This is a genomic window from Aliiroseovarius halocynthiae (assembly GCF_007004645.1).
Lineage (GTDB): Bacteria > Pseudomonadota > Alphaproteobacteria > Rhodobacterales > Rhodobacteraceae > Aliiroseovarius > Aliiroseovarius halocynthiae.
In genome coordinates, this window is sequence record NZ_ML660027.1 from 71,079 (window position 1) to 92,543 (window position 21,465).

The window sequence follows — 21,465 nt, forward strand, 5'->3', positions numbered from 1 at the left end:
ATTTCGTGTTTCGCGACGAAGGGGTGCGCCGCACGTGCGGCGTGTGAATAGGATATTAGTGCCTGTGAAGGACTGTCTTGGGCGGTCTTCAAGAACAAACGCTGGGTCGAGGTAAAATGACGAACGAAGAATGGGGCAAGGTCCGAAACAAGCTGCAAAAAGCAGTGGGACAAAACAACTATACCAGCTGGATTGAACCCTTGGAATTTGCGGAACTTGAAGGTGGCGTTGCGCGCTTTTTGGTTCCGACGAACTTCTTGGGAAATTGGGTTAGTCAGAATTTTGGGGATCAAATTCTGAACCATCTGAACACCGAGGGCGTCAAAGTTGCGCGTCTCGAATTTACGGTGCCGGAGAAGGTCAAACCGCGCCCTGCGGCACAACCGACCGAGAAAGCCGCCACCCCCGCGCCTTCCATTGCCAAGCCAGACATCAGCGATCTGCCCGGTGCGCCGCTTGATGCACGTTTCACCTTTGACAGCTTTGTGGTCGGCAAGCCGAACGAGCTGGCCCACGCAGCGGCCCGCCGCGTCGGTGAAGGCGGTCCCGTCACGTTTAACCCGTTGTTCCTGTACGGTGGCGTTGGTCTGGGGAAAACGCACCTGATGCACGCCATCGCGCATGAGATGAAGACGCGTCAGCCCGACCTGCGCGTTGTCTATCTTTCCGCCGAGCAATTCATGTATCGCTTCGTTCAGGCGATCCGTGAAAAGCAGATGATCGACTTCAAACAGCTGTTCCGTTCGGTCGATGTGCTGATGGTGGATGACGTTCAATTCATCGCAGGCAAGGACAGCACGCAGGAAGAATTTTTCCACACGTTTAACGCGCTGGTGGACCAGAACAAACAGATCATCATCTCGGCTGACCGTGCGCCAGGCGAGATCAAGGATCTTGAGGATCGCATCAAAAGCCGCCTGCAATGCGGGCTGGTAGTGGATCTGCACCCGACCGACTATGAATTGCGCTTGGGTGTGCTGCAAACCAAGGTCAATGCCTATCGCGAGCAGTATAAAGGCTTGGTGATTGCCGATGGCGTGCTGGAATACCTGGCGCATCGCATTTCGACCAACGTTCGTGTGCTGGAAGGCGCCTTGATGCGTCTGTTTGCATTCGCGTCTCTTGTGGGTCGCGAGATCACGTTGGAGTTGGCACAGGACTGTCTGGGGGATATCCTTCGTGCGTCGGACCGCAAGGTCACCGTGGAAGAGATCCAGCGCAAAGTGTCCGAGCATTACAACATCCGTCTGTCTGATCTGATCGGTCCCAAGCGCGTGCGTACCATTGCACGTCCACGTCAGGTGGCAATGTATCTGGCAAAGCACATGACCTCGCGGTCGCTGCCGGAAATCGGGCGTCGTTTTGGCGGTCGGGATCACACCACGGTCATGCATGGCGTCAAGCGGATCGACGAACTGAAGGGCGTCGATGATCAAATCGCAGAAGATCTTGAGTTGCTGCGCCGCGCATTGGAAGCGTAAACCGCACCAGAATTGGAGGGATTAAGGCCTTAAAGCCTTGACCCGCCCAAGAAAGAAGCGGACATTCCGAATAAAGAATTGAGCCGGGCGGGGATCCTGATATGGTCTGCGCCCCGGTATCTGTCAGGAGTGGGACATGAAGATCAGTATTGAACGCGGCGCGCTTCTGAAGGCCGTGGCACAGGCGCAATCGGTGGTTGAGCGCCGGAACACCATTCCAATCTTGGCTAACGTTTTGATAGAAGCCGAAGGCAACAGCGTGTCCTTCCGTGCCACCGATCTGGATATCGAGGTGGTCGACAAAACCGACGCCATGGTCGAACGCGCGGGCGCAACGACCGTGTCGGCTGTGACGCTGCATGAAATCGTGCGAAAACTGCCCGACGGGGCTTTGGTTCAACTGACCGATGATGGTGCCACCGGACGCCTAAGCGTCGAGGCTGGCCGCTCCAGCTTCTCGCTTGCGACCTTGCCCAAGGAAGATTTCCCGGTGATGGCATCGTCGGAATACTCGGCCAATTTCTCGGCCCCGGCGCCAGTTCTGCGTCGTCTGTTCGACAAATCGAAATTTGCAATCTCGACGGAAGAGACTCGTTACTATCTGAACGGTGTATACATGCACGTGTCGGATGCCGAGGGCGGCAAGGTTCTGCGTGCGGTTGCGACTGACGGTCACCGTCTGGCCCGCATCGACGCCGATTTGCCCCCCGGTGCAGAAGAGATGCCGGGCGTCATCGTGCCCCGTAAAACGGTCGGCGAGCTGCGCAAGCTTCTGGATGACGACGACGCGACGATTGCTGTGTCGGTTTCGGAAACCAAAGTGCGCTTTGCGACCCCGGTCATCACTCTGACCTCGAAAGTTATCGACGGCACCTTCCCCGATTACACCCGCGTGATCCCATCGGGTAACACGCGCAAGCTGGAAGTTGATGCCTCGGAATTCGCGCAGGCTGTGGACCGCGTGGCCACCGTGTCCAGCGAACGCTCGCGTGCGGTGAAGTTGCAGCTGGACGAAGACCGTCTGGTTCTGTCCGTGAATGCCCCGGATGCCGGTGCGGCGGAAGAAGAGCTGGCGGTGGCTTACAGCGACGAGCGTCTGGAGATTGGCTTTAACGCCAAGTACCTGTTGGAAATCGCCAGCCAGGTAGATCGTGAAAACGCTGTCTTCATGTTCAATTCCTCGGGCGATCCGACCTTGATGCGTGAAGGCAATGATACCAGTGCCGTTTACGTCGTTATGCCGATGCGCGTGTGACCAACGGGTCTTTGAAGCGTTGAAAAGGAGGGCGTGATGACACTCGCCCTTCGCGAGCTGACACTCAGCCATTTTCGCAGTCACAAGCTGGCCCGCCTATCCTTGGATGGGCGGCCTGTTGCCATTCATGGGTGCAACGGGGCTGGGAAAACCAACATCCTTGAAGCCGTATCGATGCTGTCCCCCGGGCGCGGGCTGCGCCGGGCCGCGCTGGACGAGATGATCCGCAAGCCCGAAGCGCTGGGCTGGAAAATCTCTGGCGTGCTGCAAAGTCTGCATCAGATGCACGAGGTCGAGACATGGCTAGAGGCCGGGGCCTCGCGTCAGGTGAAGATCGACGGGAAGGCCGCCGCGCAGGTTGCGCTTGGCCGGATCGCACGGATTGTCTGGCTGGTGCCGGTGATGGACCGGCTGTGGGTCGAAGGTGCCGAGGGACGGCGGCGGTTTCTGGATCGCATGACGATGAGCTTCGAGCCCTGCCACGCCGATGCGGTTCTGACCTATGAAAAAGCGATGCGTGAACGCAATCGGTTGCTGAAAGATGGGCAGCGTGACGCCCATTGGTACGGCGCGCTTGAGGCGCAGATGGCGCAGGCAGGTGCGCGGATCATTGAAAATCGCACTGAGTGTCTAGAACAATTGCAAGAGGCGCAGGCGAAGGCGGAAACGGCCTTTCCGGTTGCGGATCTGTCATTGGTTCAGGCGGATGAAAGCGTATTACCGGGCAGTGAAAGTGATCTGGCCGTGGCATTTGCGGACAGCCGTTCGCGTGATTTGCTGGCGGGTCGATCATTGGTTGGCCCGCACCGTTCGGATCTGGCGGCCGTCTATGCCGCCAAGGGCGTGGCGGCGCGGGATTGTTCGACGGGCGAACAGAAAGCGCTTTTGGTGTCGCTGATCTTGGCCAATGGTCGCGCGCTGGCGCGGGATTTCGGAGCCCCCCCGATCCTGTTGTTGGATGAGGTTGCAGCGCATCTGGACGCAGACCGCCGCGCTGCCCTGTACGATGAGATCTGCGCGCTGGGTGCGCAGGCCTTCATGACTGGTACCGGGCCGGAATTATTTACCGAGCTGGGCGATCGCGCCAGCCATTTTGAAGTGACCGAGGTCGATGGAGTCTCGGATGTGAAGGAGATTTCAGGATGAAGACCAATCGCGTGACGTTGATCACTTTGGGAGTGAAAGACCTGAACAGGGCTGTTGCGTTTTATAACGCCATCGGGTGGGAACCGTCGAACGTCATGGAAAAAGTGGCGTTCTATGACATGAACGGCATGAAGTTCGGTTTCTATACGCTGGACGGGTTGGCCGAAGACATGAAGCGCCCGGTCGAAGCGCTTGGCGTGGGCGCTATGACGCTGGGCCAGAACTTCCCCACCGAGGCCGAAGTTGACGCGGCCTATGACGCAGCAATCGCCGCAGGCGGCACGGTTGTCACGCGACCCGACAAGATATTTTGGGGCGGATATTCAGGTTATTTCGCAGATCCCGACGGGCATGTCTGGGAATACGCAATGAACCCGTATTGGGAACTAGACGAAGATGGCCACCTAACATGACGATCACCTTCACCGAGCTTGGCTTCTACATCATCGGTCTGTTCATCCTGTTTCTAACCCCCGGTCCGGTCTGGGTGGCGCTGGTGGCGCGCACATTGGCGGGTGGGTTCAAGCAAGCATGGCCGCTGACGATGGGGGTCGCCATCGGAGATTTCTTCTGGGCGATTGCCGCGGCGCTTGGAATGGGCTGGATCGCCTCTAGTTTCGATGGGGCAATGTTTGCCCTGAAGATCGTCGCCGCGTTGTTTTTCCTGTGGATGGGGTTCACGATCTTGCGGTCGGCGAAGGGCAAAATCCGCACAGATGGTAAGTTGACACAGCCGGGGGTGGTGGCGGGGTTCCTGGCCGGCCTGATCGTGATCCTGGCAAACCCCAAGGCCATCCTGTTCTATATGGGGGTATTGCCGGGCTTCTTTGATCTTTCGGCACTGACGAAACAGGATATCCTGCTGATTGCGACCGCGTCTTTCGTGGTGCCTTTGGTTGGCAATTTGATGATCGCTTTTTTTGTCGGACGTGCGCGGGCTTTGCTGTCATCCGAGGCGGCGGTTCAGCGGATGAATCAGGTTGCGGGTGGGCTGTTGATCATCGTGGGATGCATCATTCCATTCACCTGAGACGCGCGGTCCGTTGGTGGAATTCCAAGGTGGTGGCGACAGGCGCAAAAGCCATCGGAAAAACATCGCCGTCCTAGGCGGAAAACTTGTGTCACTTGCGTGACATTCCCTGCCTGATTCTCTATATATTTGGGAACACATAACAGGAAGGCCCACATGGCTGATGACGCGCAGAACAGTGCCGAGTATGGCGCTGAATCCATCAAGGTTCTCAAAGGTTTAGAGGCGGTGCGCAAGCGCCCCGGCATGTATATTGGTGACACCGACGATGGCTCGGGCCTGCATCACATGGTGTACGAGGTCGTGGATAACGGCATTGACGAGGCTTTGGCGGGTCATGCGGACGCCGTAACCGTCACGATCCACGCCGATAACTCGGTTTCTGTCTATGACAACGGGCGCGGGATTCCGGTGGATATTCACCCCGAAGAAGGCGTGTCCGCAGCCGAAGTTATCATGACCCAGCTGCACGCTGGCGGTAAGTTTGACTCGAACTCCTACAAGGTCTCTGGCGGTCTGCACGGCGTGGGCGTGTCGGTTGTGAATGCCCTGTCTGACTGGCTGGAGCTGCGCGTTTGGCGCGATGGCAAAGAGCATGTCGCCCGCTTTGAACGCGGTGAGACGGCGAAGCATCTGGAAGTGGTTGGCGACTGCGGTGATCGCACCGGGACCGAGGTGCGGTTCCTGGCGTCAACCGACACGTTTTCGAACCTCGATTATCAGTTCAAGACGCTGGAAAATCGTCTGCGCGAACTAAGCTTCCTGAACTCGGGCGTGCGCATCATCATTGAAGACGAGCGCCCGGCCGAGAAGCTGACCTCGGAACTGCATTACGACGGCGGCGTGAAAGAGTTTGTGAAGTATCTGGACCGCTCGAAAACCCCGCTGATGGAAGAACCGATCTTTGTCACCGGCGAAAAAGACGGCATCGGGGTCGAGGTCGCGATGTGGTGGAACGATGGTTACCACGAAAACGTGCTGCCCTTCACCAACAACATTCCCCAGCGAGACGGCGGCACGCACCTTGCGGGCTTCCGGGGTGCGTTGACACGGACGCTGAACCTGTATGCGAATTCGTCCGGGCTGGCGAAGAAGGAAAAAGTGAACTTCACCGGCGACGATGCGCGCGAAGGTCTGACCTGTGTGTTGTCGGTGAAAGTGCCTGATCCGAAGTTCAGCTCGCAGACGAAAGACAAGCTGGTCTCGTCCGAAGTGCGCCCGGCAGTCGAGGGTTTGGTGAACGAGAAACTGCAAGAATGGTTTGACGAAAACCCGCAGATCGCCCGAATGATCGTTGGCAAGATCGTCGAGGCTGCATTGGCACGTGAAGCGGCCCGTAAAGCGCGCGAGATGACACGGAAAAAGTCTTCGCTGGATGTGGCGTCGCTGCCCGGTAAGCTTGCGGATTGTCAGGAAAAAGATCCTGCAAAACGCGAATTGTTCCTGGTCGAGGGTGACTCGGCTGGTGGGTCGGCCAAGCAGGGTCGTTCGCGTCACGATCAGGCGGTTCTACCCCTGCGCGGGAAGATCCTGAACGTGGAGCGCGCGCGGTTTGACCGGATGCTGTCCAGTCAGGAAATCGGCACGCTGATCACGGCGTTGGGCACCGGGATTGGCCGCGACGAATTCAACATCGACAAGCTGCGCTATCATAAGGTCATCATCATGACTGATGCTGACGTGGATGGTGCGCACATCCGGACGCTGCTTTTGACCTTCTTCTTCCGGCAGATGCCTGAGTTGATCGAGGGTGGGTACCTCTATATCGCGCAGCCGCCGCTGTATAAGGTCAGCCGTGGCAAATCCGAGGTCTATGTCAAAGACCAGATCGCGCTTGAAGATTACCTGATTGATCAGGGGATCGACGGAACGGTTCTGCGCCTTAAGAATGGCGAGGAAATCGCCGGCGCTGACTTGGCCCGTGTTGTTGAGGGTGCCCGGAACTTCAAGCGTATTCTGGATGCATTTCCGACTCACTATCCGCGCAACATTCTGGAGCAAGCTGCCCTTGCAGGTGCTTTTGACCCCGGCCGTGCGGATGCTGATTTGCAGCGCGTGGCAGATGATGTGGCGGCCCGTTTGGACAAGGTTGCCGTGGAATATGAGCGTGGTTGGCAGGGTCGGATCACGCAAGATCACGGTATCCGTTTGGCCCGTGTTCTGCGCGGCGTCGAGGAAATCCGCACGCTGGATGGTGCAGTATTGCGTTCAGGCGAGGCACGTCGTCTGTCGGAAGTGTCGCAGGACACCCGCGACATCTATAGCGACCATTCGCACCTGTCGCGCAAGGATCGCGAGCTTTTGGTTCAAGGGCCGATTGACCTGTTGAACGCCATTCTGGCGGAAGGCGAAAAAGGCCTGACTTTGCAGCGCTATAAAGGTCTGGGCGAGATGAACCCTGACCAGCTGTGGGAAACCACGCTGGACCACGAAGCCCGTACCTTGTTGCAGGTGAAAGTGGACGATCTGGCCGAGGCTGATGACATCTTTACCAAGCTGATGGGCGATGTTGTTGAACCGCGCCGTGAGTTCATTCAGCAGAATGCACTGTCAGTCGAGAACTTGGATTTCTGATTTGGTGTAGACCGTCACGATCAGCCCCTTATGTCTGCGCGTCGGGCGGCCACGGTCATGCGGCGATCCGAGTGCCTTGTCCCGGTGATGTCTGGGGCAGGGCGGTCTGTGGTGGGGTGTCTGAAACTTGTATATCCTGCCGCCTAGAAAGTTCTGAAATGGGCGATATGTTATCATAACATGCACGAAATGTGCCTTGGGCGTGTGAGAGAAACCTATTTGGAGAAGAATTTGGCAACCGATCTACGTACCGCATATCCTGAGTTCGCTGTATTCGCGGCACAGGCTGACCAGTATGTGGCAGACCAATGTATTTCGGGAACTCCGATTGCCGGCATATCTAACGATTATGCGACGCATGCCTGTGATGGTTGGCTAAAGATCCTGTTCCATTATGCGGTTCACGGCAATGATCAACATCAGGCGGGACAATATACTCGGCTGAAACAAGAGCTAAGACGGGTCACATCAGATCAACAGATTTCCGATCTGCTGACGATACAGGGAGCGCTGGCCGGAATAGTGATCTTGGAGCCGAGTTCTGCGCGCAAGGATTTGGAAGCACTGATAGCCGAGTTGGAGAAGGCGATTACACTTGGAATGCTGTGATAAACATAGTCGCAAATTCACTTGTTGACTATGGACACATCCCCCCAACCCTGATAGATCGCGCAAGTCTTACGGCCTCGGATTCGTTCCGGGGCCTGTGATATTTTGAACTTGGGGACCTTCGGGGCCCTATAACATCCGGGCAAACCATTTGCCCGCACATGCAAACGGAAGACAGTAAACATGGCACTTAAGTCGTACAAACCGACGACGCCGGGCCAGCGTGGGCTGGTTCTGATCGACCGTTCGGAGCTGTGGAAAGGACGTCCTGTCAAAGCCCTTACTGAGGGTTTGACAAAGTCGGGCGGCCGGAACAACACCGGACGGATCACGTCGCGCCGCCGAGGTGGTGGTGCGAAGCGTCTCTATCGTATCGTTGACTTCAAACGTAACAAATTTGACGTCTCAGCCACGGTTGAACGGATCGAATATGACCCCAACCGTACCGCTTTCATCGCCCTCGTAAAATACGAAGATGGCGAGCAGGCGTACATCCTAGCACCGCAGCGTCTGGCTGTTGGTGACACCATCGTTGCATCGGCCAAGGCCGACGTGAAGCCGGGCAACGCAATGCCGTTTTCGGGCATGCCGATCGGTACCATCATTCACAACATCGAACTGAAACCGGGCAAGGGCGGCCAGATCGCACGTGCCGCTGGTACTTACGCTCAGTTCGTTGGTCGTGACGGTGGCTACGCTCAGATCCGCCTGTCCTCGGGCGAGCTGCGCATGGTACGTCAGGAATGCATGGCCACCGTTGGTGCCGTGTCGAACCCTGACAACTCGAACCAGAACTACGGTAAAGCCGGTCGTATGCGCCACAAAGGCATCCGCCCGTCGGTCCGTGGTGTTGTTATGAACCCGGTCGATCACCCGCACGGTGGTGGTGAGGGTCGTACCTCTGGTGGTCGTCACCCGGTTACTCCTTGGGGTAAGCCGACCAAAGGTGCACGTACCCGCAACAAGAACAAGGCGTCGTCGAAGCTGATCATCCGCTCGCGTCACGCCAAGAAGAAGGGCCGCTAAGATATGGCACGTTCTGTATGGAAAGGCCCTTTTGTTGACGCTTACGTCCTCAAAAAGGCTGAAAAGACCCGCGAGTCGGGTAAAAACGAGGTCATCAAGATCTGGTCGCGTCGTTCGACCATCTTGCCCCAGTTCGTGGGTTTGACCTTTGGCGTCTATAACGGCCAAAAGCACGTTCCCGTGCTGGTGACCGAAGACATGATCGGCCAAAAATTCGGTGAATACTCGCCGACCCGTACCTATTACGGTCACGCGGCTGACAAAAAAGCGAAGAGGAAGTAAGCCATGGGTAAGGATAAAAATCCCCGCCGCGTGGCCGATAACGAAGCAATGGCGAAAACCCGCATGCTTCGTACGTCCCCGCAGAAACTGAACTTGGTTGCTGGTATGATCCGCGGCAAGAAAGTTGATCGTGCACTGACCGATCTGACTTTCTCGAACAAGCGTATCGCACAAGACGTGAAGAAATGCCTTCAGTCGGCCATCGCCAATGCCGAGAATAACCACAACCTGGACGTCGATGAACTGATCGTCGCCGAGGCCTATGTGGGCAAGAACCTGACCATGAAACGCGGTCGCCCGCGCGCCCGTGGTCGTTTCGGCAAGATCATTAAACCGTTCTCGGAACTCACCATCAAGGTGCGTCAAGTTGAGGAGCAAGCCTAATGGGTCATAAGGTAAATCCGATCGGCATGCGTCTTCAGGTCAACCGCACCTGGGATAGCCGCTGGTACGCAGACACGAAAGACTACGGTGATCTTCTTCTGGAAGACCTGAAGATTCGTGACTTCATCAAGACCGAATGCAAGCAGGCTGGTATCAGCCGTGTGATCATCGAACGTCCGCACAAAAAGTGCCGCGTGACGATCCACACAGCTCGTCCCGGTGTGATCATTGGCAAGAAAGGTGCGGACATTGAAGGTCTGCGCAAGAAAATCGCCAACATCACCGACTCGGAACTGCACCTGAACATCGTCGAAGTTCGTAAGCCCGAACTGGACGCTGCCCTGGTTGCAGAATCGATTGCTCAGCAGCTGGAACGTCGTGTGTCCTTCCGTCGTGCCATGAAGCGCGGCGTGCAGAACGCAATGCGTATGGGTGCCCTTGGCATTCGTATCAACGTTGCTGGCCGTCTTGGTGGTGCTGAAATCGCGCGTACCGAATGGTATCGCGAAGGTCGTGTGCCGCTGCACACCCTGCGCGCTGACATCGACTATGCACATGCAGAAGCTATGACGCCTTACGGCATCATCGGTATCAAAACCTGGATCTTCAAAGGCGAAATCATGGAGCACGATCCTGCTGCTCGTGATCGTCGTCAAGCTGAGCTCCAGGAAGGTCCCGCGCCCCGTGGCGCCGGCGGCCGTCGCTAAGGAGATATGAGATATGCTTCAGCCTAAGCGTACAAAATTCCGCAAGATGCACAAAGGTCGGATCAAAGGTCTGGCCAAGGGTGGTTCGGATCTGAACTTCGGTTCCTATGGTCTGAAAGCTTTGGAACCTGAGCGTGTGACTGCACGTCAGATCGAAGCTGCCCGTCGTGCCATGACGCGTCACATGAAGCGTCAGGGTCGTGTATGGATCCGCATCTTCCCGGACACCCCGGTAACCGCCAAGCCCATCGAAGTTCGTATGGGTAAAGGTAAAGGTTCCGTGGACCGTTGGACCTGCAAAGTAAAGCCGGGCCGCGTGTTGTTCGAGATCGACGGCGTCAACGACGACGTAGCTCGCGAAGCTCTGCGTCTTGCTGCCATGAAACTGCCGATCAAATCGCGCGTCGTGGTTCGTGAAGACTGGTAAACCTCGAATTTGCTGAAAGCAAAATCGAGGCGCGCGGTGTAGCGAATTTCCGAAGGAAACTCGCGGGCCGCACCCCGGTAGAAAGAATAGAAAGCCCCCGCCGAGAAATCGGCGGGGGCTTTTTCATCTGTTCATCTGGCAGAATAACGATACAAAGTTGAAACGATCGAGTCGCAACGATACTAGGGGTTGTGAGAGGTTGAGAGAGATGGATTTAAATGAAGCAAAAGATTTTTACAGCTGTTGTTTTCGGCTCATTCTTAACGGTTGCTAGCTGCAACTCGACTGAACAAGCTAACAACGTCCTTGCGCAAAAGTACCAAGGTTCGCAGGTGGATGCGTTTTTCCTTCAGCATGGCCCACCAGTTCGTTCGTTCCGGACGAAAGCTGGGGAAACAATCTACATCTGGGCAGAAGAACCAAAGAACTATTATGTTCCACCGACTGCAAACACCACACTCAACAACTATGGTGCAACTTCATACGCAACTACTAATTTCTATGGTGGTGGATCGTATAATGTTCAGTGCCAGCTGAAAGTGATTGCCGACCGTCGCGGTGTTATTAAGCAGATCGCAGCTCACAAAGATACCGTCGGTGACTGGGATCTAAGTCGCTGTCACGAGGTATTTGGAAAATCCAAGAAGTAGTTCTACGGCCCGTGCCTCGCACGGGCCACGCCCGACCCTCCCCACGGGAGGGCGTATTGCGACGTCTCGAAATTTAGAGAAGTTCGCGGTGCGGCAATGCCACGCGAAACAGGACCGGAGCGAAACGCCCACCCAGGGTCGGGCGTGGCCCTACACCCCAATCCCCAAAACCCCAATCGCTTCTTCCAGCTGGCTCTCTTCATAGCCGAAATGCGACTGCACCTCGGTTTCCAGTTGTCGAAACACCGCGCGGGCCTCGTTGAACTTCTCGGCGTCGACTTCGAACATCAGCGCCATCGCGGCGCGTTCTAGGCGGACCAGCAGTTCGTGCACGACCTTGTGCTCTTCCTTCAGGCGTTCGACCACGGCGCGCAGGGCGTCGTTGCCTTTCGCGGCAAGTTCCGGAAATAGCGCGTATTCCTCGATGTCGTGATGCCCGTTCAACACTTTGCATTCCCGTCCGCACAGCGATCCGAACTGGCGGACGTTCTGCGCGAACTCGGCTTGGGTCAAGGCGTCGGACAGATCGCGCCCCGAGGCCTCGCCCTCTTCGATCCGGTCCAGCACGATGCCGATCCGGCCCACATCGTTCAGATGCATCCGGTGGATCGCCGCCAACCGTCGCCCCATACGACGATCATCATCCGTTGCCTCGGGCAGCGCGGGCATGGTCGGGCGGGTACCATAGTCGACGGTCAGTTGGGGCAGGGGGGTATCACTTAAGTCACTCATCACAATCTCCGGGCGCGCATTAAGGCTTGGCTAGGGTTCAGGCGTCCGATCCGCCCACTGCATCAGGTAAGATGCTACGGGATGATTCCAATGACCTTTAATGTGAATACCACGTTTTCCTTGCGTTTCAGGTGACCCCCGTGTGCGCAAGGGCAGCAACTTTGAAGTTGAGGATTGTGGCTAAGATTATTTGGGCGTGTGGCCCCGCAAGCTTACCCGCGGGGGACGTTTAGGGGGCAGGCTTGCTCTAACCGCAGGTTAATTGCGGCGCGAAGTTGCTTCAGCTGGCTGATGCGCTGGTTAATCTCGGTCAGTTTTTCGTCAAGGACCTGACGCAGCTGGTCTACTGGGATGGTGCTGTCCAGCGTGCTGAGAAGGGCTTCGATCTCGGTCAATGAGAAGCCCAGAGATTGTGCCAGACGGATCTGGCGGACCCGTTCCGCCACGTCCTTGTGAAAATCACGATAACCGTTTGTGTGGCGGTCTGACCGGATCAAGCCACGTTTTTCATAATAGCGCAGAGTGTCGGTGCTGACCCCGACACGTTCTGCAATTTCGCCGATCTTCATGTGATTTCCACTTGACCTTAGAGTGCGCTCAAAGGTGTAGCAACGCGCTGTCGAAATCAACAGCAGGACTGCAAAATGATATGTGAAACACGTCTAAACCGGATTTACCGAGCCTCGGCATGGTATGATTTGATCGTCACCGCGCCCCTGGCGATCTATCCGGGATTTCTTTTGGTTTTCTGGGCGCTGAACCAGTTGCACGGCGCATTGGGGATCGAAGCGCTGCCGCCATTTACGGCCCTTGGGGTCATGTTCGCGAACTTCACTGGGTCGGTCGTGATCGTCTGGTCGCTGGTTCGCTTACGTTGGGATGATGTTCGGCTTGCCCGATATGATGCCGCTGCGCGTTGGCTGTTTTCGGCGGCGATGCTGGTGGCTTTGTGGCACGGCGCATCGCCGATCTTGGTGCCTGTCGTGATCATCGAGATCGCGTTTGGTGTGCTGCAATCGTTACCGCTTAGGCCGCGCGAGGCGTGATGGCATTTCTTGACACGGGAGTTGCGGAATACCCGATTGATGCCTAACCCTGTCACAAACCGATGGTGAGAAGTGAGTTATGGGACCGTTCCGCAAAGCAATCTATTTTACTGCCGCCTATATAGCCGCAATGGCAATCGGAATGTCGATCATGCATTTCGGTTTCGGGTATAGTTACGAGATGCCCGAGATGACGCGGGTTCTTTGGGCGGTCGAGGTTGCCCTGACGGGAATAGCCATCGCGGCTGTTCTGTCGCTTGGCGGTTTTGCGCGGAACGGGTTTGGGCCAATCCGTTGGAAGCAGACTTTTTGGATACTACCGCTTTTGCTGATTGCCGTGATTGGAACTGTTCAGGTGCTGGTCGCGGCGATCGCTGGCGGTCTTTCAGCGTCCCAATGGGGGCTGTTGGGCGTCATCGGTCTGACCACGGCCTTGGTTGGCTTCTCGGAAGAAGTGATGTTTCGCGGCGCGTTGCTGCATGCGGCGCTAAAGCGATTTGGGGTGAAAACGGCGATGGTGCTAAGCGCCGCGGCATTCTCGTCCCTGCACGCTGTGAACGTGCTTGGGGGCCTTGCGCCGTCGGCGATGGTTGTGCAGCTGGTGTTGACATTTGTTGTCGGACTGTTGCTGGCCCCAATCGCGTTACGCATTGGCAACCTGTGGCCCTTGATCATCTGGCACGCGCTTTGGGATTTTGCATTGGTCGCAGGAAGTGCTCTTGGGGTGCAGACACCGCTTGCGGGTTTGGCGCTGCCGATCGAACTTGTTCTGATCGCGATATTGTGGTGGCAAACCCGCGCCATTCCGTTGCCGTCGGACGCGGGTCATGCCGGGTAGGGATCACTCACCCCATTTGTAGTTGAAGCTCACCGATAGGCGTTCATCTTCACCAGTATTCTGCATCACCTCGTGGCGCAGCCAGCTTTCCCACAGGAGAACGTCACCCTCGGCGGGGCGCTTGGTGATGAAGCTTTGCAGCTCTTCACGGGCGGTTTTGTGGCGCGGGGGGGCGGCCATCATGTGGACGTGACGCGGGTCTTCATAGCGCAGTGCACCGGCACCTTCTGGCAGAGCCAGATAGGTGGTGCCGGAAATGACCGAATGTGGGTGGATATGGGCCGAGTGATAGCCGCCGGGCGGCAGGATGTTGATCCAGATATCTTCCAGCACTAATTCACGCCCATCCAGATTGAACTCCAGATCCTTGGCAAAGGCGGCGACGTGCTTGTCCAAGCTGTCGACCAGATCCTTGAAGATCGGAAAACGCCAGGGCAGGTCGGTCAGGGACGCGTAAGAGGTGTAGCCGGGATACCCCTCGGCCTCGCACCATTCCTGCCCTGCCTCGTCATCCTCGGCGATGGAATAGCAGCTGTCATAAAGCTCGTCCTGGCTGACCTTGGGGTCAAACTCGGACAGTTGAGCATGGTAAAGGCGGGTCACGAAGAGGGAGGATATATTGGCCATGGGGCAGGGATACTTCAATTCGGAGCACGCCACATCAGGAAATTGAAATATTTTCTAGTCCCAGAACCTCGAACTGATTTTATTTGCGGGCTTGACGTAAGCAGCTATAGTCCAAGGTAGTTTTAGGAAGTTGGATTTCGTGCTATGGCTGATGGCGGTGCTTTGGAAGGCCCTGTAATTTCGACGCAAGTTTCTCACGGTCCTGTGGAACAGGATTTCTACATTCGTGTTCTGGAGTACATTCAGGACGAACCATTCAAATTATTCGTAGTTCTCGCGGTGGCTACGCTTCTAGTTGTTTACCAGTTTTTCAAAGATGCCCACCATGGATTGCGTTTTGTTGTCATCTTGATCGTCATAAGTTGTGTGGGTTCTTTGGGTATTTTTGTGCTGGCAAACGAAACCCCAGTTATTGTCGATCGAAGCGATCAAACAGAAAGTGACGCTAACGAAACGGGTTCTACCTTGACCGATTCTGAAGCTGGGGCTCGAGCAGAAAGTGCTCCTTCGGAGATGACGGACGCCTCGGAAGAGAGATTTTCGAATGCTGAAGCATACCTGTTGCCGCGTCCGCAAACCTATCAGGACGAGCGGACTTGGTTTGCCTATATCGGGTCTTTTTCAAGTAAAGATAATGCCATTTCGCATGCGAAAACTGTATCAAAAAACTGGCCGAACCTGCGTACATTCGTGTTCTTATATGGCGATCGCAAGTTTTGGGGGGTTGCACTTGCGACTTGGACATCTGAGGAGAAGGCCCGTGAAGCGGTTGAATTTGCTCGGGCAGAGGGTGTTCAAAGTGACGCTTATGCTCAACAGCTTCCGAGGGACATTTACGATGGTAGGCCGCAGCTTTATCGTTTCTCGATTTTAGATTAATAGCTGGTTTGCTCGCACTGACTATCTTCGTGAGAGCAACTCCAAAATTTCCCTTGCCCCGCCCCCCTTTCCACCCTATAGACGCACATCTCGCGGATTCCCGGCAACGGGATTCGTGTGTATTGCATATAACCCACCAGACATAGGGTGACCTTCCGCTACGACGGGAAGAGCTCTCTGGTGCAAGGAAAGGAAAAGGCGAATGAACGCCAAGGAACTGCGTGATCAGTCTCCTGACCAGCTGCGCGAAAAGCTGGCAGAGCTGAAAAAGGAAAGCTTCAACCTGCGTTTTCAGCAGGCGACAGGTGCCCTCGAAAACACTTCTCAGATGCGTAAAGTACGCCGCGACGCTGCGCGCGTAAAAACCATCCTGAGCGAACAAGCCAAAGCTGCGGCTGAGTAAGAGGAGCCTGAAGAATGCCCAAACGTATCCTGAATGGTGTTGTTACCAGCGCCGCAAACGAGCAAACCGTGACTGTTTCGGTTGAACGCCGCTTCAAGCACCCGCTGCTTCAGAAAACCGTTCGTAAGTCGAAGAAATATCGCGCTCACGACGAAAAGAATGCCTTCAAGGCAGGCGATAAGGTTCGCATCATCGAATGTGCACCGAAGTCGAAAACCAAGCGTTGGGAAGTTCTGGAAGGCTAAGTTTATCTTACCTTCCCGGACGACTTAACAAGTCGAAACCCTGGGGGTTCCGCCATGCATCGGCGCCCCAAAGGTCGGGAGAAACCACATGATCCAGATGCAAACCAATCTGGATGTAGCTGACAACAGCGGCGCTCGCCGTGTTCAGTGCATCAAGGTTCTGGGTGGTTCCAAGCGTAAATACGCATCCGTTGGCGACATCATTGTTGTCTCGGTTAAGGAAGCCATCCCGCGCGGTCGCGTAAAGAAAGGTGACGTCCGTAAGGCCGTCGTCGTACGTACCGCCAAAGAAGTCCGTCGTGACGACGGCACCGCCATCCGGTTTGACCGCAACGCTGCTGTCATCCTGAACAACAACAACGAGCCGATCGGCACACGTATCTTCGGACCAGTTGTTCGCGAACTTCGCGCGAAGAACTTCATGAAGATCATCTCGCTGGCTCCGGAGGTGCTGTAAGATGGCTGCTAAGTTGAGAAAAGGCGACAAGGTTGTCGTTCTGGCCGGCAAAGACAAAGGTAAACAGGGCGAAATTTCGTCGGTTGACCCGAAAGCTGGCAAAGCCGTTGTTGACGGCGTGAACATGGCAATCCGCCACACCCGTCAGAGCCAAAACGCACAAGGTGGCCGCATCCCGAAAGCGATGCCGATCCAGCTGTCGAACCTGGCCCTGCTGGACAAAAACGGTAAAGCGACCCGTGTTGGCTTCCGCGAGGAAGACGGCAAGAAAGTACGCTTCGCCAAAACCACCGGGGAGACTGTCTGATGCTGGATAACGCAAACTACACCCCGCGTCTTAAGACGGTCTACCAAGACAGCATTCGTGCCGCTCTGAAAGAAGAGTTCGGCTATAAAAACGACATGCAGATCCCCCGTCTGGACAAAATCGTTCTGAACATCGGCTGCGGTGCAGAAGCTGTTAAGGACTCGAAGAAAGCCAAGTCGGCAATCGAAGATCTGACCAAAATCGCCGGCCAGCAGGCCGTTGGTACGAAAGCGCGCAAATCGCACGCTCCGTTCCGTCTGCGTGAAGGTATGATCATCGGCGCAAAGGTGACCCTGCGCGGTGAACGGATGTATGAATTCCTGGACCGCCTGATCACCATCGCGATGCCCCGTATCCGCGACTTCCGCGGCGTATCGGGTACCTCTTTTGACGGTCGCGGCAACTATGCCACCGGCCTGAAAGAGCACATCGTGTTCCCGGAAATCGACTTTGATAAAGTTGATGAAACCTGGGGCATGGACATCGTGATTGCCACCACCGCTGAAACCGACGCGGAAGCAAAGAGCCTGTTGAAGCACTTCAACATGCCCTTCAACAGCTGATCCGCGGGAAGGAATAGACATGGCTAAAAAAGCAATGATCGAACGCGAGAAGAAGCGCGAAAAGCTGGTGGCAAAATATGCTGCTAAGCGTGCTGCGCTGAAAGAGATCGCAAACGACGAAAGCAAGTCGATGGAAGAGCGTTTCACCGCCCGCCTGAAGCTTGCAAAACTGCCGCGTAACTCGTCGGCCACACGCTTGCACAACCGCTGCCAGCTGACCGGCCGTCCCCACGCTTACTATCGTAAGCTGAAGGTTTCGCGTATCGCGCTGCGGGAACTTGGCTCTGCTGGCCAGATCCCCGGCATGGTGAAATCGAGCTGGTAAGGGAGAGAAGATATGAACGATCCTATCGGCGATATGCTCACCCGTATCCGCAACGCTCACATGCGTGGCAAGTCCACCGTTTCGACCCCCGCGTCGAAACTGCGCGGCTGGGTTCTGGATGTACTGGCTGACGAAGGCTATATCCGCGGCTACGAAAAAGGCACTGACGAGCGTGGCCACGCCACCTTGGAAATCAGCCTCAAATACTACGACGGCACGCCCGTTATTCGCGAATTGAAGCGAGTATCGAAGCCTGGTCGTCGCGTCTATATGGGTTCGAACGATATCCCGCAGGTCCGTCAGGGTCTGGGTGTGTCCATCGTTTCGACCTCGAAAGGCGTCATGTCCGATGCAAACGCTCGCAACCAGAATGTTGGTGGCGAAGTGCTTTGCACCGTCTTCTAAGGAGGTCTAGATGTCTCGTATTGGTAAACGACCGGTCGAGCTGCCCTCTGGCGTAACTGCCAGCTTGTCGGGCCAGACCGTAGAAGTGAAGGGCCCCAAGGGAACCCTCACTTTCACCGCCACAGATGATGTGACCATCGCGATTGAAGACAACACCGTGTCGGTTGAACCGCGCGGCAAGTCGAAGCGCGCACGTCAGCAGTGGGGCATGAGCCGCACGATGGTTGCCAACTTGGTGACCGGCGTAAGCGAAGGCTTCAAGAAAGAGCTGGAAATCAACGGTGTTGGTTATCGTGCTCAGATGCAGGGCAACACCCTGAAGCTGAACCTTGGCTATTCGCATGACGTTGATTTCGTTGCTCCGGAAGGTGTTACTGTCACCGCTCCGAAGCCGACGATCATCATCGTTGAAGGCATCGACCAACAACTCGTCGGCCAGACCGCGGCTAACATCCGCGAATGGCGTAAGCCCGAGCCCTACAAAGGCAAAGGTATCAAATACAAAGACGAGTATATCTTCCGCAAGGAAGGTAAGAAGAAGTAAAGGACCAGACAGATGGCAAACAGCAAACGGACCCTGTTCCTCAAGCGCCGCCTGCGCGTCCGGAACAAACTTCGCAAGCACAATGTCGGCAAGCTGCGCCTTTCGGTGCACCGCTCGTCGAAAAACATCAGCGTGCAGATCATCGACGACGTTCAAGGGACTACCCTTGCTTCGGCTTCGTCGCTGGAAAAAGCACTTGGTGTTGTTGGCAAGAACAACGTGGACGCCGCTTCCAAAGTGGGCGCCGCAATTGCCGAGCGCGCGAAAAAAGCTGGGATCGAAGAATGCTACTTCGATCGTGGCGGCTTCCTGTTCCACGGCAAAGTGAAGGCCTTGGCCGACGCTGCCCGTGAAGGTGGCCTGAAGTTCTAAAAAACTTTGAGAGGGGCAACGGTGATCCGCTGCCCCTCCGATAATCCGGGGGTGCATCCGCGCCCACTGGGATTGAGTTAAATGGCGCAAGACGTCGCCTTATAAAAGGATGTTCTCATGGCAGAACGTGAAAACCGCCGGAACCGCCGCGACCGCGACGAAGCTCCGGAATTTGCAGATCGCCTGGTTGCGATCAACCGCGTGTCGAAAACCACTAAGGGTGGTAAAAACTTCGGCTTCGCAGCTCTCGTCGTCGTTGGCGACCAGAAAGGCCGCGTCGGCTTTGGTAAAGGTAAAGCGAAAGAGGTTCCTGAAGCCATTCGCAAAGCCACTGAGCAAGCCAAGCGCCAGATGATCCGCGTACCTCTGAAAGAGGGCCGCACCCTGCACCACGACGCCGAAGGTCGTCACGGCGCCGGTAAAGTGATCATGCGGACCGCACCTGAAGGTACCGGGATCATCGCCGGTGGTCCGATGCGTGCCGTATTCGAGATGCTGGGCATCAAGGACGTTGTGTCGAAGTCGATCGGCTCGCAGAACCCTTATAACATGATCCGCGCCACCATCGACGGTCTGAAGAAAGAAGCCAGCCCCCGCCAGGTCGCACAGCGTCGTGGCAAGAAGGTTGCTGACATTCTGGGTGCTAAGTCGGACGCTCCGGCTGAAGCCGCAGACGCGTAAGGAGATCTGACCAATGGCTAAAACCATCGTTGTAAAACAGGTCGGCTCGCCGATCCGTCGCCCCCAAGACCAGCGTGCTACGCTGATCGGTCTGGGCCTGAACAAGATGCACAAAACCCGCGAGCTGGAAGATACCCCGGCAGTGCGTGGCATGATCTCGAAGATCTCGCACATGGTTGAGATCATCGAAGAGAAGGGGTGAAGACCGGATCGGACCGCAAGGTCCGGCAATCGTTCCAGTGGAACGATTGAGGTTTGAACGGGCGGAGCCCCGGCCAAGCTTCGGCTTAAACTTTTCATTGAAGATTAGAGACACCCCGGTCAGAAATGGCTGGGGTGTTTTTTTGTGTATTCGTTTAGGTGCGAGAAGTTCGAAACATGAAACGCAGCGCTAAGATTGTAGCTACTTTGACCTCCACCATCGCAGCACTTGCAATCATGCTCATTGTGACTGAACGGAACCATTGTCCGCTCAAAGACTATCTACCGCAGGATGCAGAAATGGTTTCTTGCGAGTATTATGGGGGCAAAGATTTCAGCACTATGATTAAGGCATCAGGCCCATCGAGTATCCAAGACGAATTCGAAGACAGAATTCTTGAGAGTAATCCAGAACTTCAATTCATCGCGACTGGCTATGTTTGGTGGTCTGATGGAACAACGGTGATGGAAAAAAGTGATGGACCTGCTCCGTTCAACATTTATTCGGAACACCCTGATCAAAGGCTAGCAATCGGTTACCAAGATGGAATTTTGACTGTGATCGATGAGCGTTGGTAGCGGTTATGATCTGGGTTAGAGAGTACACCGTGGAGAATAGGTAAGCTTATCTGCATGAAGAACGATGGGAGAAGCTGGAGGCTTGAAGGCGAAACTATTCCGCCAGATCTGTCGGCGATGCTTAAGAAGAAGTTGCGGGTCATGCAAAATGCGCTGGATGCTCTGCCTCGACCACTTGCACCACCATGGACGGAATTTCCCAACTATTCGCCAACAAGTATGGGATGGCGTATGGGGGCGGGTGAAACGTATCTGGATTATTTCCGGGATTGGTTCTCCACTCTTTCTGAAGAAGATCGGCAAACTTACATCACAACAGTTTCAATTCCCGAGGAGTGGGTTGCTTGGATTGAGACAATTCACTCCTAACCCTCACCACCCATGCACACCTTGCAACCCGGACTTTCCGATTCAGCGATGGTTGTCTTGCTGGCCCCCTCTTATCAGAGCGGCAACTGACATACCTTTAGTAGGACCGCCAAGATGAACTCGATTATCACACCTGTTGCGCCACTCGCCACAGCCATCGCTGACGTGTTCGTAGCACTGCAATCCGCAACGCGTCGTTTCATGAACTCAAAATGCACTCCGACGTGGACTGAATTCATGAAGGACTGCCACAAGGGTTGATGGATTTTGAATGTTAAGGAAAGCCCCACCGTTTATCGCTGGGGCTTTTTTCTTTTTTCT

General features: G+C 55.7%; 33 protein-coding genes. 30 read left to right on the forward strand and 3 right to left on the reverse strand.

Going from position 1 to position 21,465, the window contains the following annotated elements; genetic code table 11:
* The first annotated feature begins 116 nt into the window (after nucleotides 1–116).
* The 13 genes from dnaA to FIL88_RS15645 all read left to right on the forward strand — a co-directional run bounded on the left by dnaA (nucleotide 117) and on the right by FIL88_RS15645 (nucleotide 11,571).
* Nucleotides 117–1,481, forward strand: a complete 1,365-nt coding sequence (dnaA, locus tag FIL88_RS15585; RefSeq protein ID WP_142854808.1) for a chromosomal replication initiator protein DnaA — start codon at nucleotides 117–119, stop codon at nucleotides 1,479–1,481.
* A 136-nt stretch (nucleotides 1,482–1,617) separates the two neighbouring features.
* The gene (gene dnaN, locus FIL88_RS15590) at nucleotides 1,618–2,736 is read left to right on the forward strand and encodes a DNA polymerase III subunit beta (RefSeq protein ID WP_142854809.1); all 1,119 of its coding nucleotides are present in this window, start codon (nucleotides 1,618–1,620) and stop codon (nucleotides 2,734–2,736) included.
* Between the two features lie 36 nt (nucleotides 2,737–2,772).
* Nucleotides 2,773–3,882, forward strand: coding sequence for a DNA replication/repair protein RecF (gene recF / locus FIL88_RS15595; RefSeq protein WP_185960982.1), 1,110 nt, complete (start codon nucleotides 2,773–2,775; stop codon nucleotides 3,880–3,882).
* Nucleotides 3,879–4,295, forward strand: coding sequence for a VOC family protein (locus FIL88_RS15600; RefSeq protein ID WP_142854811.1), 417 nt, complete (start codon nucleotides 3,879–3,881; stop codon nucleotides 4,293–4,295). Before recF ends, FIL88_RS15600 begins: the two co-directional genes overlap by 4 nt.
* Nucleotides 4,292–4,912 carry a LysE family translocator gene (locus tag FIL88_RS15605; RefSeq protein ID WP_142854812.1) on the forward strand — a complete coding sequence of 207 codons (621 nt, stop codon included), beginning with the start codon at nucleotides 4,292–4,294 and terminating at the stop codon, nucleotides 4,910–4,912. The genes FIL88_RS15600 and FIL88_RS15605 overlap by 4 nt, the downstream gene beginning before the upstream one ends.
* 156 nt (nucleotides 4,913–5,068) lie before the next feature.
* The gene (gyrB, locus tag FIL88_RS15610) at nucleotides 5,069–7,486 is read left to right on the forward strand and encodes a DNA topoisomerase (ATP-hydrolyzing) subunit B (RefSeq protein ID WP_142854813.1); all 2,418 of its coding nucleotides are present in this window, start codon (nucleotides 5,069–5,071) and stop codon (nucleotides 7,484–7,486) included.
* 231 nt (nucleotides 7,487–7,717) lie between these two features.
* Entirely contained in the window at nucleotides 7,718–8,095 is a 378-nt protein-coding gene (locus FIL88_RS15615; protein ID WP_142854814.1) for a hypothetical protein, read from the forward strand.
* Between the two features lie 183 nt (nucleotides 8,096–8,278).
* Entirely contained in the window at nucleotides 8,279–9,121 is an 843-nt protein-coding gene (gene rplB / locus FIL88_RS15620) for a 50S ribosomal protein L2 (RefSeq protein ID WP_142854815.1), read from the forward strand.
* Nucleotides 9,122–9,124: 3 nt separating this feature from the next.
* Entirely contained in the window at nucleotides 9,125–9,403 is a 279-nt protein-coding gene (rpsS, locus tag FIL88_RS15625; protein WP_108857556.1) for a 30S ribosomal protein S19, read from the forward strand.
* 3 nt (nucleotides 9,404–9,406) lie between these two features.
* A complete protein-coding gene (gene rplV, locus FIL88_RS15630) occupies nucleotides 9,407–9,787 on the forward strand; it encodes a 50S ribosomal protein L22 (protein WP_142854816.1) in 381 nt (126 codons plus the stop codon).
* Nucleotides 9,787–10,494 (forward strand): 30S ribosomal protein S3, encoded by a 708-nt coding sequence (rpsC, locus tag FIL88_RS15635; protein WP_142854817.1) that lies wholly within the window; start codon nucleotides 9,787–9,789, stop codon nucleotides 10,492–10,494. The genes rplV and rpsC overlap by 1 nt, the downstream gene beginning before the upstream one ends.
* A 13-nt stretch (nucleotides 10,495–10,507) precedes the next feature.
* Nucleotides 10,508–10,921, forward strand: a complete 414-nt coding sequence (gene rplP, locus FIL88_RS15640) for a 50S ribosomal protein L16 (RefSeq protein WP_142854818.1) — start codon at nucleotides 10,508–10,510, stop codon at nucleotides 10,919–10,921.
* Nucleotides 10,922–11,139: 218 nt separating this feature from the next.
* Nucleotides 11,140–11,571, forward strand: coding sequence for a hypothetical protein (locus FIL88_RS15645; RefSeq protein WP_142854819.1), 432 nt, complete (start codon nucleotides 11,140–11,142; stop codon nucleotides 11,569–11,571).
* A 150-nt stretch (nucleotides 11,572–11,721) separates the two neighbouring features.
* Here FIL88_RS15645 and FIL88_RS15650 read toward each other — a convergent pair whose 3' ends face one another.
* Both FIL88_RS15650 and FIL88_RS15655 read right to left on the reverse strand, forming a co-directional pair.
* Nucleotides 11,722–12,303, reverse strand: a complete 582-nt coding sequence (locus FIL88_RS15650; protein ID WP_142854820.1) for a hemerythrin domain-containing protein — start codon at nucleotides 12,301–12,303, stop codon at nucleotides 11,722–11,724.
* Between the two features lie 212 nt (nucleotides 12,304–12,515).
* Entirely contained in the window at nucleotides 12,516–12,872 is a 357-nt protein-coding gene (locus FIL88_RS15655) for a MerR family transcriptional regulator (RefSeq protein WP_142854821.1), read from the reverse strand.
* Nucleotides 12,873–12,947: 75 nt separating this feature from the next.
* Between FIL88_RS15655 and FIL88_RS15660 the strand changes: the two genes are divergently transcribed.
* A complete protein-coding gene (locus tag FIL88_RS15660; protein WP_142854822.1) occupies nucleotides 12,948–13,349 on the forward strand; it encodes a hypothetical protein in 402 nt (133 codons plus the stop codon).
* A 79-nt stretch (nucleotides 13,350–13,428) separates the two neighbouring features.
* Nucleotides 13,429–14,187 (forward strand): CPBP family intramembrane glutamic endopeptidase, encoded by a 759-nt coding sequence (locus FIL88_RS15665; protein ID WP_142854823.1) that lies wholly within the window; start codon nucleotides 13,429–13,431, stop codon nucleotides 14,185–14,187.
* Nucleotides 14,188–14,190: 3 nt separating this feature from the next.
* Here FIL88_RS15665 and FIL88_RS15670 read toward each other — a convergent pair whose 3' ends face one another.
* Nucleotides 14,191–14,814, reverse strand: coding sequence for a TIGR02466 family protein (locus FIL88_RS15670; RefSeq protein ID WP_142854824.1), 624 nt, complete (start codon nucleotides 14,812–14,814; stop codon nucleotides 14,191–14,193).
* Between the two features lie 144 nt (nucleotides 14,815–14,958).
* On the opposite strand from FIL88_RS15670, the gene FIL88_RS15675 reads away from it, so the two are divergent.
* The 15 genes from FIL88_RS15675 (at nucleotide 14,959) to FIL88_RS16760 (ending at nucleotide 21,405) form a co-directional block, all read left to right on the forward strand.
* Complete coding sequence (locus FIL88_RS15675; protein ID WP_142854825.1) at nucleotides 14,959–15,693, forward strand: hypothetical protein; 735 nt, start codon at nucleotides 14,959–14,961, stop codon at nucleotides 15,691–15,693.
* A gap of 202 nt (nucleotides 15,694–15,895) precedes the next feature.
* The gene (gene rpmC / locus FIL88_RS15680) at nucleotides 15,896–16,096 is read left to right on the forward strand and encodes a 50S ribosomal protein L29 (RefSeq protein ID WP_108857547.1); all 201 of its coding nucleotides are present in this window, start codon (nucleotides 15,896–15,898) and stop codon (nucleotides 16,094–16,096) included.
* 14 nt (nucleotides 16,097–16,110) lie between these two features.
* Nucleotides 16,111–16,341 carry a 30S ribosomal protein S17 gene (gene rpsQ, locus FIL88_RS15685; RefSeq protein ID WP_142854826.1) on the forward strand — a complete coding sequence of 77 codons (231 nt, stop codon included), beginning with the start codon at nucleotides 16,111–16,113 and terminating at the stop codon, nucleotides 16,339–16,341.
* A gap of 88 nt (nucleotides 16,342–16,429) precedes the next feature.
* Nucleotides 16,430–16,798: a 50S ribosomal protein L14 gene (gene rplN / locus FIL88_RS15690; protein ID WP_013963207.1), complete on the forward strand. Its 369-nt coding sequence runs from the start codon at nucleotides 16,430–16,432 to the stop codon at nucleotides 16,796–16,798.
* 1 nt (nucleotide 16,799) lies between these two features.
* Nucleotides 16,800–17,105 (forward strand): 50S ribosomal protein L24, encoded by a 306-nt coding sequence (rplX, locus tag FIL88_RS15695; protein ID WP_142854827.1) that lies wholly within the window; start codon nucleotides 16,800–16,802, stop codon nucleotides 17,103–17,105.
* On the forward strand, nucleotides 17,105–17,668 hold the full coding sequence (gene rplE / locus FIL88_RS15700) for a 50S ribosomal protein L5 (RefSeq protein ID WP_142854828.1): 564 nt from the start codon (nucleotides 17,105–17,107) through the stop codon (nucleotides 17,666–17,668). Before rplX ends, rplE begins: the two co-directional genes overlap by 1 nt.
* Before the next feature lie 19 nt (nucleotides 17,669–17,687).
* Entirely contained in the window at nucleotides 17,688–17,993 is a 306-nt protein-coding gene (gene rpsN, locus FIL88_RS15705) for a 30S ribosomal protein S14 (RefSeq protein ID WP_142854829.1), read from the forward strand.
* 12 nt (nucleotides 17,994–18,005) lie between these two features.
* Nucleotides 18,006–18,398 (forward strand): 30S ribosomal protein S8, encoded by a 393-nt coding sequence (rpsH, locus tag FIL88_RS15710; RefSeq protein WP_142854830.1) that lies wholly within the window; start codon nucleotides 18,006–18,008, stop codon nucleotides 18,396–18,398.
* A gap of 10 nt (nucleotides 18,399–18,408) precedes the next feature.
* The gene (gene rplF, locus FIL88_RS15715; RefSeq protein ID WP_142854831.1) at nucleotides 18,409–18,942 is read left to right on the forward strand and encodes a 50S ribosomal protein L6; all 534 of its coding nucleotides are present in this window, start codon (nucleotides 18,409–18,411) and stop codon (nucleotides 18,940–18,942) included.
* 12 nt (nucleotides 18,943–18,954) lie between these two features.
* Nucleotides 18,955–19,314 (forward strand): 50S ribosomal protein L18, encoded by a 360-nt coding sequence (rplR, locus tag FIL88_RS15720; RefSeq protein ID WP_142854832.1) that lies wholly within the window; start codon nucleotides 18,955–18,957, stop codon nucleotides 19,312–19,314.
* 117 nt (nucleotides 19,315–19,431) lie between these two features.
* A complete protein-coding gene (rpsE, locus tag FIL88_RS15725; RefSeq protein WP_142854833.1) occupies nucleotides 19,432–19,995 on the forward strand; it encodes a 30S ribosomal protein S5 in 564 nt (187 codons plus the stop codon).
* A 13-nt stretch (nucleotides 19,996–20,008) separates the two neighbouring features.
* On the forward strand, nucleotides 20,009–20,197 hold the full coding sequence (gene rpmD / locus FIL88_RS15730; protein WP_108857538.1) for a 50S ribosomal protein L30: 189 nt from the start codon (nucleotides 20,009–20,011) through the stop codon (nucleotides 20,195–20,197).
* Nucleotides 20,198–20,373: 176 nt separating this feature from the next.
* Entirely contained in the window at nucleotides 20,374–20,775 is a 402-nt protein-coding gene (locus FIL88_RS15735; RefSeq protein ID WP_142854834.1) for a hypothetical protein, read from the forward strand.
* A 117-nt stretch (nucleotides 20,776–20,892) separates the two neighbouring features.
* Nucleotides 20,893–21,144: a hypothetical protein gene (locus tag FIL88_RS15740; RefSeq protein WP_185960983.1), complete on the forward strand. Its 252-nt coding sequence runs from the start codon at nucleotides 20,893–20,895 to the stop codon at nucleotides 21,142–21,144.
* 114 nt (nucleotides 21,145–21,258) lie between these two features.
* Complete coding sequence (locus tag FIL88_RS16760) at nucleotides 21,259–21,405, forward strand: hypothetical protein (protein WP_185960984.1); 147 nt, start codon at nucleotides 21,259–21,261, stop codon at nucleotides 21,403–21,405.
* The last annotated feature ends 60 nt before the right edge of the window (nucleotides 21,406–21,465 follow it).

Coding starts and splice junctions, on each gene's coding strand:
- rplB (WP_142854815.1), top strand. CDS start 8,279: ATGGCACTTAAGTCGTACAAACCGACGACGCCGGGCCAGCGTGGGCTG.
- rpsS (WP_108857556.1), top strand. CDS start 9,125: ATGGCACGTTCTGTATGGAAAGGCCCTTTTGTTGACGCTTACGTCCTC.
- FIL88_RS15740 (WP_185960983.1), top strand. CDS start 20,893: ATGCTTAAGAAGAAGTTGCGGGTCATGCAAAATGCGCTGGATGCTCTG.
- rplP (WP_142854818.1), top strand. CDS start 10,508: ATGCTTCAGCCTAAGCGTACAAAATTCCGCAAGATGCACAAAGGTCGG.
- dnaA (WP_142854808.1), top strand. CDS start 117: ATGACGAACGAAGAATGGGGCAAGGTCCGAAACAAGCTGCAAAAAGCA.
- FIL88_RS15605 (WP_142854812.1), top strand. CDS start 4,292: ATGACGATCACCTTCACCGAGCTTGGCTTCTACATCATCGGTCTGTTC.
- FIL88_RS15645 (WP_142854819.1), top strand. CDS start 11,140: ATGAAGCAAAAGATTTTTACAGCTGTTGTTTTCGGCTCATTCTTAACG.
- rplF (WP_142854831.1), top strand. CDS start 18,409: ATGTCTCGTATTGGTAAACGACCGGTCGAGCTGCCCTCTGGCGTAACT.
- FIL88_RS16760 (WP_185960984.1), top strand. CDS start 21,259: ATGAACTCGATTATCACACCTGTTGCGCCACTCGCCACAGCCATCGCT.
- rpmC (WP_108857547.1), top strand. CDS start 15,896: ATGAACGCCAAGGAACTGCGTGATCAGTCTCCTGACCAGCTGCGCGAA.
- FIL88_RS15665 (WP_142854823.1), top strand. CDS start 13,429: ATGGGACCGTTCCGCAAAGCAATCTATTTTACTGCCGCCTATATAGCC.
- rplV (WP_142854816.1), top strand. CDS start 9,407: ATGGGTAAGGATAAAAATCCCCGCCGCGTGGCCGATAACGAAGCAATG.
- rplR (WP_142854832.1), top strand. CDS start 18,955: ATGGCAAACAGCAAACGGACCCTGTTCCTCAAGCGCCGCCTGCGCGTC.
- rplX (WP_142854827.1), top strand. CDS start 16,800: ATGGCTGCTAAGTTGAGAAAAGGCGACAAGGTTGTCGTTCTGGCCGGC.
- gyrB (WP_142854813.1), top strand. CDS start 5,069: ATGGCTGATGACGCGCAGAACAGTGCCGAGTATGGCGCTGAATCCATC.
- rpmD (WP_108857538.1), top strand. CDS start 20,009: ATGGCTAAAACCATCGTTGTAAAACAGGTCGGCTCGCCGATCCGTCGC.
- rpsN (WP_142854829.1), top strand. CDS start 17,688: ATGGCTAAAAAAGCAATGATCGAACGCGAGAAGAAGCGCGAAAAGCTG.
- rpsQ (WP_142854826.1), top strand. CDS start 16,111: ATGCCCAAACGTATCCTGAATGGTGTTGTTACCAGCGCCGCAAACGAG.
- FIL88_RS15735 (WP_142854834.1), top strand. CDS start 20,374: ATGAAACGCAGCGCTAAGATTGTAGCTACTTTGACCTCCACCATCGCA.
- rpsH (WP_142854830.1), top strand. CDS start 18,006: ATGAACGATCCTATCGGCGATATGCTCACCCGTATCCGCAACGCTCAC.
- dnaN (WP_142854809.1), top strand. CDS start 1,618: ATGAAGATCAGTATTGAACGCGGCGCGCTTCTGAAGGCCGTGGCACAG.
- FIL88_RS15650 (WP_142854820.1), bottom strand. CDS start 12,303: ATGAGTGACTTAAGTGATACCCCCCTGCCCCAACTGACCGTCGACTAT.
- FIL88_RS15660 (WP_142854822.1), top strand. CDS start 12,948: ATGATATGTGAAACACGTCTAAACCGGATTTACCGAGCCTCGGCATGG.
- recF (WP_185960982.1), top strand. CDS start 2,773: ATGACACTCGCCCTTCGCGAGCTGACACTCAGCCATTTTCGCAGTCAC.
- rplN (WP_013963207.1), top strand. CDS start 16,430: ATGATCCAGATGCAAACCAATCTGGATGTAGCTGACAACAGCGGCGCT.
- FIL88_RS15600 (WP_142854811.1), top strand. CDS start 3,879: ATGAAGACCAATCGCGTGACGTTGATCACTTTGGGAGTGAAAGACCTG.
- rpsC (WP_142854817.1), top strand. CDS start 9,787: ATGGGTCATAAGGTAAATCCGATCGGCATGCGTCTTCAGGTCAACCGC.
- rpsE (WP_142854833.1), top strand. CDS start 19,432: ATGGCAGAACGTGAAAACCGCCGGAACCGCCGCGACCGCGACGAAGCT.
- rplE (WP_142854828.1), top strand. CDS start 17,105: ATGCTGGATAACGCAAACTACACCCCGCGTCTTAAGACGGTCTACCAA.
- FIL88_RS15655 (WP_142854821.1), bottom strand. CDS start 12,872: ATGAAGATCGGCGAAATTGCAGAACGTGTCGGGGTCAGCACCGACACT.
- FIL88_RS15675 (WP_142854825.1), top strand. CDS start 14,959: ATGGCTGATGGCGGTGCTTTGGAAGGCCCTGTAATTTCGACGCAAGTT.
- FIL88_RS15670 (WP_142854824.1), bottom strand. CDS start 14,814: ATGGCCAATATATCCTCCCTCTTCGTGACCCGCCTTTACCATGCTCAA.